Annotated in this window: 12 protein-coding genes and 1 tRNA gene; 6 read left to right on the top strand and 7 right to left on the bottom strand. The window is 69.3% G+C overall.

The window, feature by feature from the left end:
- Positions 1 to 63 precede the first annotated feature (63 nt).
- On the top strand, positions 64 to 1077 hold the full coding sequence (locus tag ACZ4UU_RS10365) for a YdcF family protein (RefSeq protein ID WP_468038375.1): 1014 nt from the start codon (positions 64 to 66) through the stop codon (positions 1075 to 1077).
- A 269-nt stretch (positions 1078 to 1346) separates the two neighbouring features.
- Positions 1347 to 2585, top strand: coding sequence for a sensor histidine kinase (locus ACZ4UU_RS10360; RefSeq protein ID WP_468038373.1), 1239 nt, complete (start codon positions 1347 to 1349; stop codon positions 2583 to 2585).
- 112 nt (positions 2586 to 2697) lie between these two features.
- Here the strand turns inward: ACZ4UU_RS10360 and ACZ4UU_RS10355 are convergent, their stop codons facing one another.
- Complete coding sequence (locus ACZ4UU_RS10355; RefSeq protein ID WP_355842727.1) at positions 2698 to 2964, bottom strand: PLD nuclease N-terminal domain-containing protein; 267 nt, start codon at positions 2962 to 2964, stop codon at positions 2698 to 2700.
- Between the two features lie 568 nt (positions 2965 to 3532).
- On the bottom strand, positions 3533 to 4126 hold the full coding sequence (locus tag ACZ4UU_RS10350; protein WP_468038371.1) for a TetR/AcrR family transcriptional regulator: 594 nt from the start codon (positions 4124 to 4126) through the stop codon (positions 3533 to 3535).
- An 88-nt stretch (positions 4127 to 4214) separates the two neighbouring features.
- Between ACZ4UU_RS10350 and ACZ4UU_RS10345 the strand changes: the two genes are divergently transcribed.
- Both ACZ4UU_RS10345 and ACZ4UU_RS10340 read left to right on the top strand, forming a co-directional pair.
- Positions 4215 to 5138 carry an SDR family oxidoreductase gene (locus ACZ4UU_RS10345; protein WP_468038370.1) on the top strand — a complete coding sequence of 308 codons (924 nt, stop codon included), beginning with the start codon at positions 4215 to 4217 and terminating at the stop codon, positions 5136 to 5138.
- 180 nt (positions 5139 to 5318) lie between these two features.
- The gene (locus ACZ4UU_RS10340) at positions 5319 to 6260 is read left to right on the top strand and encodes a TIGR03564 family F420-dependent LLM class oxidoreductase (protein ID WP_468038368.1); all 942 of its coding nucleotides are present in this window, start codon (positions 5319 to 5321) and stop codon (positions 6258 to 6260) included.
- A 242-nt stretch (positions 6261 to 6502) separates the two neighbouring features.
- On the opposite strand, the gene ACZ4UU_RS10335 is transcribed toward ACZ4UU_RS10340, so the two are convergent.
- A tRNA-Gly gene (locus ACZ4UU_RS10335) sits at positions 6503 to 6576 on the bottom strand.
- Positions 6577 to 7203: 627 nt separating this feature from the next.
- Between ACZ4UU_RS10335 and dcd the strand changes: the two genes are divergently transcribed.
- Together dcd and ACZ4UU_RS10325 are read left to right on the top strand one after the other, a co-directional pair.
- A complete protein-coding gene (dcd, locus tag ACZ4UU_RS10330) occupies positions 7204 to 7779 on the top strand; it encodes a dCTP deaminase (protein WP_030054451.1) in 576 nt (191 codons plus the stop codon).
- A 20-nt stretch (positions 7780 to 7799) separates the two neighbouring features.
- On the top strand, positions 7800 to 8318 hold the full coding sequence (locus ACZ4UU_RS10325; protein ID WP_468039178.1) for a phosphoribosyltransferase: 519 nt from the start codon (positions 7800 to 7802) through the stop codon (positions 8316 to 8318).
- 154 nt (positions 8319 to 8472) lie between these two features.
- Here ACZ4UU_RS10325 and ACZ4UU_RS10320 read toward each other — a convergent pair whose 3' ends face one another.
- The 4 genes from ACZ4UU_RS10320 to ACZ4UU_RS10305 form a co-directional block, all read right to left on the bottom strand.
- Positions 8473 to 9513 carry a glycoside hydrolase family 5 protein gene (locus ACZ4UU_RS10320; protein WP_468038366.1) on the bottom strand — a complete coding sequence of 347 codons (1041 nt, stop codon included), beginning with the start codon at positions 9511 to 9513 and terminating at the stop codon, positions 8473 to 8475.
- A 209-nt stretch (positions 9514 to 9722) separates the two neighbouring features.
- Entirely contained in the window at positions 9723 to 10739 is a 1017-nt protein-coding gene (locus ACZ4UU_RS10315; protein WP_468038365.1) for a Yip1 family protein, read from the bottom strand.
- Between the two features lie 129 nt (positions 10740 to 10868).
- Positions 10869 to 11171 (bottom strand): hypothetical protein, encoded by a 303-nt coding sequence (locus tag ACZ4UU_RS10310; RefSeq protein WP_468038364.1) that lies wholly within the window; start codon positions 11169 to 11171, stop codon positions 10869 to 10871.
- Between the two features lie 132 nt (positions 11172 to 11303).
- Positions 11304 to 12041 (bottom strand): DUF5701 family protein, encoded by a 738-nt coding sequence (locus ACZ4UU_RS10305; RefSeq protein ID WP_468038363.1) that lies wholly within the window; start codon positions 12039 to 12041, stop codon positions 11304 to 11306.
- Positions 12042 to 12147 lie beyond the last annotated feature (106 nt).

Raw genomic sequence — 12147 nt, 5'->3', positions numbered from 1 at the left:
TCTTCCTCCCTCCTTCGGCCGGAGACCTCCGGCACGATCAATGACGTACAAGGGGCCGGCACAGTGGTGCACCTGGTTCTGTTCACTCCCGCAGGCGTCTTCTTCCTGATCTTCGCCTGCGGCTTCGCGTACGACCGAAGACTCATACGCAACGGCGTCTACCTGTTCTTCGCGCTCCTCTTCCTGTTCGTGGGGCTGGTGGGGGAAGTGCTGCAGGTGTCGGTGAGGGCGGCCGGGGCCCTGTTCGCCGTCCCCTTCCTCCTCCTGCCCCCGATGATGCTCGTGCTCGCCGTCTTCCTGATCGTCAACGGGGTGACGATGCTGCGCCGTGAGGGCAGGAGCCTGGCGAACCTGCTGTCGCTGGCGGCAGGCGTCGGCATCATCCTGTTCCTCGGGCTACAGGTGCTGGCCGACGACACCGGCTGGAAGCCGCTGGAGTTGGTGATGGCCCCGGTGACGGGCGTCCTCAGCTATGTCTCGTTGCTCTTCACGTGCTTCCTGCTCTACTCCTTCGTCTACGGCAGGATCGGGCACCGGGGTCGCCACGCCGTCGACTTCGTCGTCGTCCTCGGTTCCGGGCTGGTCGGAGGCTCGCGTGTCCCCCCGCTGCTGGCCGCCCGGCTGGAGCGGGGACGTACCGCCTTCGACGCCGAACGGGCCAAGGGCCGAGATCCGATGCTGCTGACGTCCGGCGGCCAGGGGCCGGACGAGGACCTCCCCGAAGCGCGGGCGATGGCCGACCACCTCATCGCGGCCGGCGTACCGGCCGACCGGATCCTGGTCGAGGACCGGTCCCGCACCACCCAGGAGAACCTGCGGTTCAGCAAGGCGCTGATGCGGGACCGAAAAGCGGACTACCGGGCCCTGGTGGTGACCAACAACTTCCATGTCATGCGCGCCGCGCAGATCGCGCGCAAGGAGAAGGTCATGGCACAGGTCATCGGCTCTCCGACGGCCCGGTACTTCTGGCCCAGCGCGACGATCCGTGAATTCGTGGCCGTCTTCCTGTCCCACCGGGTGCTGAATCTCGGCATCTGCGCGCTGCTGGCCGTCATCGGCGTGGTGCTCGCCCTGTGAACCCGTCCTCCGTTTACGGACGCGTCGGCCGAGCACAGGTGACATCCAGTGCCAGGTCGATGCGCCCTCCGCGGGCCGCACGACGCAGCTGCGGGCAGAAACCACGGACGCTGCTTTACCTGCATGGATACCCGCACGATCGCCACATGGTGATCCAGGCCGTCACCCATCGGACACGGTCGGGCATAATGCGCGCCGTCCGGCCGACGGCCGGGTCCGGCCGCCACCGCTCCGGCGGACCTGCCCACCGTGCACCGAGGTGACGTGTGATGACGCAGCCCCCTGCCGATGACCTCGCCGCCCGCCCCATCCGCGGGCGCGGCGTCCTGAGAGCCACCGTGGTCGCCTTGCTGGTGTTCGCGGCCTACTGGGAGCAGGAGCAGATCTGGCATTTCCACGTCAGCCCGTGGTGGGACCTGCTCGTGCTTCCGTTCTGCCTGGTCGGCCTCGCGTGGCCGGTCGCCAGGCGGCCGGCCTGGTTCACCGCCGAACTGCGCACCGCCGTGCCCGCCGGCCTCGCCTTGATCATCTCGGTCCTGCGGATGATCGATGTCGTGCAGGGAGACGATCTGTCCTTCGCGGTGCCCGGTGCTCTGTCAGGTCTGCAGCTGATCGCGGTCCGCGACTGCCGTCCCCGGTGGGTGGTCGGGTGCTCCCTCCTCGTCGGCGTCGCGCTCTTCCTCGGGGGCGGTCCCACCGGCATCGTCGCAGGCGTCGGCATGGCGGCACTCGGCGGCTATCTGCGTGCCCTGGGCAAACGCCGCCGTGCCGCCGTTACCGCGACTCAGCGCGCCGAGCGTCTGGCGATGGCGGCGGACCTGCACGACTTCGTGGCCCACCACGTCACCGGCATCCTGATGCAGGCCCGGATGGCACAGATGGTCCGGACCACCGATCCGGAGCAGCTGGAGAGACTCCTGGAGGGTGTCGTGTACGGCGCCACGGAAGCGCTCGCCTCCATGCGCCGCACCGTCGGCTTCCTGCGCGACAGCCTTGAGGAGACGGCAGAGGGAAAGGCGGCCGCCGATCGCCGCGTGGGCACGCTGGCATCCCTTCCGGAACTCGTCGAAGGCTTCGGCGGCCCGATAGGCCCGCAAGCGGTGCTCCACCGCGACGAGTCGGTTCCCGATGACCTCTCCTACGACGTCCAGGTCGCCGCCTACCGCGTCGTGCAGGAGGCCCTCACCAACATCCGCCGCCACGCCGCCGACGCCACGGAAGTCGCCGTCCACCTCGCCCATGACGGCCAGGCCCTGGAGGTGAGCGTGCTCGACAACGGCAAGGGCGGCACGGCGCTGCCAGCCGCGGCCCGAGGCGGCGGTTTCGGACTGGTCGGCTTGACCGAACGCGTCACCGCGCTCGGTGGCGAACTGCGCACCGGGCCACGCCCCGACCGAGGCTGGCAGGTCACCGCCGTACTCCCTGCCACAGTGGCCGATCCAGCACTTGAGGCTGACCCCGGCGCCGGCGGTGCCGGCACCGCCGGCGTCCGCATCGCTTACGGCTGATCCGAGCCCCTGTGCCCGCACCGTGACGGACGGCTGCGACGAGGTCCGTGAGTACGGTGCGCGGTGAGCGCGAGGGCTGCTCGGCGAGCGCCCCTCGCGCCCGCTCTCGGTGTCAGACGACGCCTGGCCGGCGCCGGGCGTCCTTGCGGCCGATGACGAACCAGCACAGGGAGCCGAGGAAGGGGGCCATGAAGGCGAAAATGATCCAGATCAGCTTCATCCCTACGGTAAGGGGGGACCTGAGGATGCTGACCAGTGCGCTGATGAACAACACAATGGCGGCAAAGCCACAGAGAATGAGCGCAAGAGTTACCGCCGCACCGGCCACTTCTTCGCCGGTGGCGGCGAGGGTCATGTGGTGTACAAGCTGCGTCTGCATGCTGCGTTCCTCTCAGGGTGGGGTGATCGGATCACCGATCAGGTGCAGCGATAGTGGCTGCTGCGAGAGACCTACGGCGTCCTACTTTTGATCTTGCTGAGGTAATCCAGAAGTGGTACGCAGGCGGCCTGCTGCCTCATGAGGAGCGCCCACACTTCACCGAGGCAGCGTCAAGTCCGAGGTGTAGGGGCGCAATGCAGGGGTCAGTCCTCACCCGCGTAGGTCTCGTTGCTCTCGGGCCCCTCTACGGACAGCCCTCCGTCATGTCCACGGCATAGGTGTCCCGCGGAACCACTTGCGGGAGACCCGCGCCCCCCGGCTCGGCGAGTTCTTCGATCTGGATGGCGAGACGGGCTCGGGGTGGTGATTCATCTCCATCTGGTGGGGCGGGACGCACGTGCGGAAGAGCCTGGCGAGGGAATCCGGGGCCTCGGCCGCCATCCCGCTTGTCTCATCACATGAGCCGGCACCTTTGCGGTGCCGGCATGGCGTCCAGACTCGTCCACCGTCCGTCGGCAACCGTCCCTCCCCAGGGCGAAAGCCGCATACGACCAGAGAGGTACGGAGGTCAGCAGGAAGGATGATGAGGGCGGCCACCGCCACGCCGCGCGGTCACGGCCTTGAGCTCGTCGAGCGATTCCCGCATCACCTGGGACAACTCACGTTCCTCGGAGGCCGAGAGCCAGAGCTGGAAGCCGACCTTGAAGACGGCGATCCCCGCCTCGGCGGTCAGGGTCGCGGACGGCTCCGCGATGCCGCGTCGGCGCAGGGCGTCGGCGATCGCGGCCGACATCGAGGCGTACTTGGTCAGCTCGCGCTCCTGGAGTTCCGCGTTCGCCGCGATGACGGCTTGGCGCCGGCGGTACTCGCGGCGGTCGGCGAACGCCTGGGCGACCGCCTCAAGTGCCGCCGCTACGGCGTCGATCGGCGCCATGGATTCCGGTGCCTCGGCTACCGCGGTCACGAACTGCTCCTGCAGCGCACCGGATTTGCCGAACATCACCTCGCACTTGTCGGCGTAGTGCCGGAAGTACGTCCGCTCGGTGAGGCCCGCCCGCTTGGCGATCTCCGCCACCGTGGTCTGTTCGTAGCCGCGCTCACTGAACAGCTCCAACGCCGCTTGCGCCAGGCGACCGCATGCGTTCGGCTCCCATCTGCCCATGCCCGGATCCTACGCGATGACAGTGACTGACATCAGATGCTAGGGTCCGATGGCAGTGACTGACATCAATAGTCAGGGGTCCTCTCCCATGCGCATCTTCGTGACCGGTGTGTCCGGCTGGATCGGCTCCGCCCTCGTACCCGAGCTCATCGACGCAGGGCACCAGGTCCTCGGGCTCGTCCGCTCCGACGCCACCGCCGACGCCCTCGCCGCCGCCGGGGCGGAAGCAGTCCACGGCACCGTTGACGACTTCGACGTCCTGGGCAGCACCGCCGCCGCCTCGGACGGGGTGATCCATCTCGCCTTCAAGAACGACATGGCCTTCGCCGGCGACCTCCAAGGTGCTGCCGAGGCCGACCGCCGCGCCGTCGACACCTTCGGTGACGCGCTCGCCGGTACTGGCCGTCCCCTCGTCATCGCCTCCAATCTCCTCGGCCTCGCGCCCGGCCGGGTGGCGACCGAGCGGGACAGGGCCGCCATCGACGGCTCGCCGGGCGCCATCCGGCAGGCCACGGCCCAGGCCGCGCTCGCACTCGCCTCGCGCGGCGTGCGCTCGTCCGTGGTGCGACTGGCGCCCAGCTGCCACGGCGAAGGGGACAACGGCTTCATGGCGATGCTGATCTCCATCGCCCGGGCCAAGCGTGTCTCCGGCCACATCGGCGACGGCGCCGACCGCTGGCCGGCCGTCCACCGCCTGGACGCCGCACGGCTGTTCCGCCTGGCGGTCGAGAAGGCGCCTGCGGGATCAGTACTGCACGGCATCGCCGAAGAGGGCGTCCCGATCCGGGACATCGCCGAGGTGATAGGCCGTCACCTCAACGTCATGGTGGCTTCCGTGGCCCCCGAGGCCGCGGCCGAGCACTTCGGCCTCCTCGGCGCCCTCCTCGGCTTCGACGCCCCGACGTCGAACACCATGACCCGCGAACTGCTGGACTGGCACCCGACCCACCCCGGCCTCCTCGAAGACCTCGACCAGGGCCATTACTTCCGCACCCCCGCCATCACGGCCTGACCGCCGCGAAGACGCCACCTGCGCGACTGTGCCTCCATCTCGACGAACTCCCGGCAACGTGCACGGTCGTCAGCCGGACCGCCATGCCCGCCCGGTTGCGGGCCCGCCGCTTCATCACCTCACCAGCACCTTCACACCGATTATGACGAGCGCATCGCTCACCAAGACGAGGGAGAACACATGCGCGTCGGAGTAGCCATGCCCCAGTTCGCGCCGACAGAGAACCTCAAGAACGTTGCTGACCGCGCCGCCGAACTGGGCCGGGAAGCCGAACAACTGGGGATCGACTCGGTCTGGTTCAACCAGCCGGCCACGCATGATGCCATCGTGCTGGCGGCCGTCGTGGGCCGCGAGGTCCCCCGCATCTCCGTGGGCACCGCCGTCGTCCCCATGCATCCGCGACACCCGCAGATCCTCGCATCGGCGGCCAAGACAGCCCAGGCGGCCACCCACGGCCGCTTCCAACTCGGCATCGGCCTCGGAGCGCCCGACCTGCTCACACACGCCTACGGCCTGCCCTACCCGCCGCCGATCGCTCACCTGCGCGAGTACCTCAGCGCCCTGCGGCCACTGCTCGCCGGTGAAGTCACCCCCTACGAGGGCAGCACCGTGACATCGCGCCCGGTCGGACCCACCAAGGTGCTCGGCGCCGAACCGGAGATCCCGCTGATCGTGGGCGCCATGGGGGCCCAGGCCCTGCGTGTGGCAGGCGAGTTGGCAGACGGAACGATGCCCTTCCTGGCCGGACCCCGGACCCTGGAGGAACACATCGTTCCCCGGATAACCGAAGCAGCCACGCGTGCCGGCCGCCCCACTCCACGGGTGAACGCCTCCGTCCCCGCCATCGTGACCGACGACATCGACCAGGCCAGGGCCGCAGCCACGGCTCATCTGGCCTTCTACGACTCGATCCCGTCCTACCGCCGCGTCCGCGACATGGAGGGCGCACACCGCGCCGTCGACCTGGCACTGATCGGCGACGAGGCGACGGTCGCAGCCGGACTGCGCCGTTACATGGAAGCCGGCGCCACCGAGATCACCGTCGCCTACAGCGACATCGCCCGCGAAGAAGACCGCCGCCGCACATGGCAGCTCGCCGGCGAGCTGACGCGCTCAGCCTGACCTCGGCAGCGGCATGGCGACCCGTCCCAGCTCTGGGCACGCTGTCGGGATGCGGGACTGGAACGGGAGTTCATCGGATCGCGGTGAGGCCGGTGCGGTGCCGCGCGGCCGGCCGAGAAAGGCGCCGACGGCGGAGGAGGCCGGCCAGGCCATCCTCTACTTAGGGCACACAGAGGGCGCGGAACCCTCCAAATGGTCTAGACAATAAACGAACCCCAGGCCGCTGACCTGGGGTTTCTCTCTGGAGCGGGTGACGAGAATCGAACTCGCGCTCTCAGCTTGGGAAGCTGATGTTCTACCATTAAACTACACCCGCGTAAGACGCCCGTTCCGAGATCATCCGGAGCCGGTGTCCGATTGCCTGGTCACTGTACCTCATCACCGGCCCCCGGCGCTGACGCCGTGGGGCCTGAGGGCGTTTCAGGGGGTGGATGTGACTGCGGGGTACCGGAGTTGGGGCGTACGGTGGAGGGGTCGGAGAGGGTCAGGGCGGGGTCGGAGTGCCGCCTGGAGGGCCGTCCCTTTGATCCCGTAATGTGGCCTCTCGTCGTCAGGCAGGCAGCAGCCGGACGCGGCTCTTTGGGGAAGGGACTCTAGGACTTGATGGACCGCACCGTCGTCCGTTGTGCCGATGGGCACGTGTTCAGCACCGCTTCGTTCCCGATGCAGCAGGCCGATCGCCTCGGCCCCGGGCGGCTCCTCCGGTGCCCCCGCTGTGCCCGGCTCCGCAGTGTGGTGCCGGTGCCGGTGGCGTTGGAGAAGCGGTAGCGACAGCAGTAGGCAGCGGTAGCCACCGCGGTCGCCGGCACCAGCACTGGTACCGGTGGTGTCAGCAGTCGTACCGGCGGTACCCGTAGGAACAACAGCAGTACAGCAAGCGCAGCGCCAGGCGCGTGGAGGCCGTGATTGTGGTCGTTCCGCGCGCCTTGCGTATCCTCGGGGCGTGCTTCTCTCAGACAAGGACATCCGGGCCGAGATCGACGCCGGGCGGGTACGGATCGATCCCTACGACGAATCCATGGTGCAGCCGTCGAGCATCGATGTGCGGCTGGACCGTTACTTCCGGGTGTTCGAGAACCACCGGTACCCGCACATCGACCCCTCCGTCGAGCAGGCGGACCTCACGCGGCTCGTGGAGCCGGAGGGCGACGAGCCGTTCATCCTGCACCCCGGTGAGTTCGTGCTGGCCTCGACGTACGAGGTCATCACGCTGCCCGACGATCTCGCCTCGCGGCTCGAGGGGAAGTCCTCGCTCGGGCGGCTCGGGCTCGTCACCCACTCCACCGCCGGGTTCATCGACCCCGGGTTCAGCGGGCACGTGACCCTTGAGCTGTCGAACCTCGCCACGCTCCCGATCAAGCTCTGGCCCGGCATGAAGATCGGCCAGCTGTGCATGTTCCGGCTCAGTTCGCCCGCCGAGTTCCCGTACGGCAGCGAGCGGTACGGGTCCCGGTACCAGGGGCAGCGCGGGCCCACCGCCTCGCGGTCCTTCAAGAACTTCCATCGGACCCAGGTGTGAGCGGAGGCGTGAGCGGCGCAATGGGCGACGGCATGGGCGTACGGGAGAATCTGACCTACGAGCGGTTCGGCGTCGCCGTCCGTGAGCTCGCGCAGACCATCGCGGACGACGGGTACGAGCCGGACATCGTGCTGAGCATCGCCCGCGGTGGCGTGTTCGTCGCCGGTGGGCTCGCCTACGCCCTCGACTGCAAGAACCTCCACCTGGTGAACGTGGAGTTCTACACGGGCGTGGGGACCACCCTCGACATGCCGGTCATGCTCGCCCCCGTCCCCAACGCGATCGACTTCACCGACAAGAAGGTGCTGATCGCCGACGACGTCGCCGACACCGGCAAGACGCTCAAGCTCGTGCACGACTTCTGCGTGGAGCATGTCGCCGAGGTGCGGTCCGCCGTCGTCTATGAGAAGTCCCACTCGCTGGTGAAGTGCGAGTACGTGTGGAAGCGCACCGACGAGTGGATCAACTTCCCATGGAGTGTCCTGCCTCCGGTCCACAGGTCCGGGGACACGGCCAAGCCCAACAAGGAAGCCGTCTGATCCGAGGCGGCCGTCGGCCCCGCAGTCATAGGCGTCCCGCCGCCCCACCGTCCCCCCCCGTTCCACCGTCCCCCCGTCCCGGCCTCCGAGGACGGTGGGAGTCGTGATGTGACTCCGGGCCCCGCTGTCAGGGCCCGCTGTCAGGACCCCGCTGTTACTGCCGCCAGGCCCAGTGCAGGCGGTCCAGGCCGCTCTGGTTGTTCAGCCGGAGGCTGAGGTCGGTGCCCGTTCCCTGGAGGGTGGTGAGGGAGTAGGTGTCGCCGTTGCGCAGGCCGGGCCAGTAGACGGAGCCGAGGCCCAGTTCGCGGATGGTGTCCGTGGCCGCCTGGATGTAGGCGATCTCGTGGGAGCCGTTGGTCGGGCCGTTGTAGTCCAGGCCGGAGGTCATGGTGGCGCCGAACTCGTCCAGGACGGTGCGCGAGGCGCAGTCGCCGATGCGCTCCTTGAAGTCCTGCTTCCACTGGTCGTAGCTGGTCCAGTCGGTGTGCCAGAAGCCGTAGTTGTGCAGGGCCAGTCGCGTGCCGTTCAGGCGGCTGTCGGCGCACACGGGCTTGACGTCCTCGCTGTACTTGACGCCGCCGATGAGGATCCGGTCGCGGGGTACGGAGCGGTGGGTCGTCACCCAGCGGGCGGCGATGTCGCGCCACTCCTGGGAGGTGTAGCCGAACGGCTCGTTCATCGGCTCGAAGTACACCTTGGAGTCACGCGCGTACGCGGAGGTGATCCGCGCCCACATCCTGTCGTAGGCGGCCCGGTCGTCGATCTTGCCGTCCTTGGCGTTGTCGGCCTCCCAGTAGCCCAGGATGACCTTGAACCCCTTGCCGGTGGCGGCGTCGATCGCTCCCTTGTACGACTTCCAGAAGGGGCCGTTGACGGAGGTCGGGTTGACCGGCAGCCGTACGGTGTTGGCGCCCAGCTTGGCGAAGCCGCCGATGATCGCCTTGGACTTGGCGTAGGTGGTGGCGTAACTGTCCGTGGTGGACAGGCCCGACGGTACGACCGCGTCATCGGCGTAGTTGTCACGCGGGTCGGCCCAGTTGACGCCGTGGAAGTCGCTGACGGGCGGCACGGCCGGCTTGCCGTGGGCGGATGCGGGGGACGCCGAGGCGGGGGAGGCGAGTGCGCCCCCGAAGGCCGTGGCGCAGGCCAGCAACGTGGCGAAGCAAGCTGTCCGGCGATGGTTCTTTCGTGGCACGGCATCCCCTTCGGCGGGCTCGATGGTTCCCGCAAGCTAGAAGACGATCCGAACACAGGTCAACGTATCTGCACACAAAGTTTCAACATCGGAAGTGCAAAGCGAACAGGGAGGGCCAAAAGGGCGGGGCGGGGCCAGGAGGGCATCGCGGCGGCATGGAGAAGGGCCCCCGGCGCGTCCGCCGAGGGCCCTTCCAACTGTCCTTCTACCTAGAACGTGCCGAGCTTCACGATCGACAGCAGAGCGATCAGCTGGATCGCGCTCGCGCCCAGGGCCTTCGGCCACGGCAGGTCGTGGGACTTGGACACCATCAGGGTGAGGAGCGCGCCCGCCGCCACCCAGGTCGCCCAGCCGAGGGCCTGCACGAACGTCGCGTCGCCTCCGGCGAACATGGCGAAGACCAGACGGGGCGCGTCCGTGAGGGACATGATCAGCATGGAGAGGCCGACCGTGGGCTGCCAGGCGCCGTCGCCGCCCAGCTGGCGGGCCAGGGTGTGGGTGACCACGCCCAGCACGAAGGACGAGATGACCATCGCCACGGCCGTGGTCAGGACGATCGGGACCGCGTTCGACAGGGTCGCATTGATCGCGTCGTTGCGCGCGCCGTCGAAGCCGAAGACCGCGAGCAGGCCGTAGAGGAACGTCACGATGAGGGCGGGGCCCCACATCGTGTAGTCCCGCATCTGCAGGAACGTCTGGCTGGGGGAGAGGACGATGCCCCGCAGCAGGGCCTTCCAGTGCAGTCGCGGGCCGGCCGGGGCCGCGCCCGCCTGGTAGGTCTCGCCCTGGTTGTAGGGGTCCTCGCCGACCGAGAAGGCCTGGGTGTGGCCCGGGTTGTTCGCCGCGTACGGGTCCGGGGTGCCGCCGGGGCCGTGCGGGTAGCCGCCGTCACCGAAGTACTCCGGCTCACCGTGACCGCCGTGGCCGGCCTGGGTGCCGCGGTAACCGCCGTGGCCGCCCTGACCACCGCCGTTCGCCTGCGGCCAGCCGCCACCGCCGCCCGAGCCGCCGTACGGCTGCTGCGGCGGCGGGGGATAGCCGTACGACGGCCCCTGAGGCGCCTGCTGCCCGTACGGAGGTTGTTGGGGGCGCGTTTGCGGGGTGCCGTTGTTCCGGCTGCCCCGTCCGATCCTGAATCCAGCCACGTCTTCGAACGTACCTGGTCCCGGAGATCCGTGTGCCGGGCCCTGCGGTTCGGGCCCGGCTTTGCGGCCGAGCTGTGACATCCCCTAAGGGAAGGCACCGGCCCGGATCAGGGAACAGGTCGGAGAACAGGTCAGGGGCCGGTCAGGGGACCGGCGGAGAGGGAAACCGAGCGGAGGAGAGCTGGGTACGAGGGCGGAGTCGACGGGGCGTCACTGGGCGATCACCGAGCCGAGGTTGTTGCCGTACTCCAGGCAGGCAGGCCGCCGTGAGGAACCGTCGGAGGCGAAGGCCACGCCGTCGCCGTCGCCGTTGATGTCGCCGGTGCTCGTGTGCGGACCGAAGCCGGCGCTCGCCTCGCCGCCGCCCGGGGCGCCCGTGCTGTTCCGGGAGAGCGTCTGGATCTTGCCGGCTCCCGCGCCGGTCGAGAGCCGTACAGGACGGTCACGCGGCCGCCGCGTGGCCGCCCACGGAGGCGCGCGGGGCGGAGACCGCCGTGTCCTGGCACCCGTCACCGTTGACGTCGCCCTCCAGGCCGGATGCGGCCGCCGCACGACCGGAGGCGACGACGAGCAGACCGACCGTGAGTGGGCCCGGCGGCCGCGGCGGCCAAGGCCGTACGGACGTTTTTGCGCGTGCGGATACGCCTAGTGGTGGCGCCCGGTCGCGGACGCGAAGCCCAGCCACGTGTGCCGGTTGCCCCACCAGCACCAGCCCACCTTCGGGGCGTTGCGCCGCTCTCGGCCGTCGCGTCCCGTGCCGTTGCTGATCCAGATCGCCGGGGTGCGCGCGTCCAGGGTGCCGTTGGCCTTGCGCAGCCGGGAGCCGATCGTCATGAAGCAGCGGTTGCGCTCCAGGGCCTCCGGTTGCTGGAGCACCCAGTGGATGCCCTCGGTGAGCAGCAGCGGGGTGCGGCTCTCCTTGGTGAGCGCAGGCAGTGCCTCCTCGGGGCTCCAGTTGGCCATGCGGTCGCCGCGGTCGACGCCGGTGACGACGTAGAGGGGCGTGTCGGGCAGCGCGATGGAGTCCGGGGCGAAGCCGTCGACGTCGGGCATGTCGACGACGACGAAGCCGGGCTTGTCGTCGCGACGGAGCAGGGGAGCGAGGGCGGAGGCGGGGAGGCGGTCCGGGTGGACGGCGAGCAGGGCGTCACCGTCGGCGCTCCCGGCGGTCCCAGAGTTCCCGGCGGCCCCAGAGCTCCTGGTGCTCTCAGCGGTCTCAGCGGTCTTGGCGGTCGGTGCGGTCTTGGCGAACGCGCGCAGTTCGGCGGCCGGTATCCGGGCGAGCTCGTGCACCCCGAGTGAGATCAGGTGCTCGGCCTGGTCGGCGAGCGGCGGGAGCGGGGGCAGGGTGGTGATGGATGCGTTGGACGACGTGTCCGGCAAGGCACTCCTCGGTTCGTGGGGCGGTTGGCCTGAGGCCAACGACGGGCGGTGCGGGATTGTTCCCCGGGCGCCGCGTCGTGGACGACGACGCCTCCGGCTTCGGCTG

This window comes from Streptomyces sp. NPDC028907, assembly GCF_055564995.1.
This window is presented reverse-complemented; position numbering and strand designations above follow the sequence as displayed.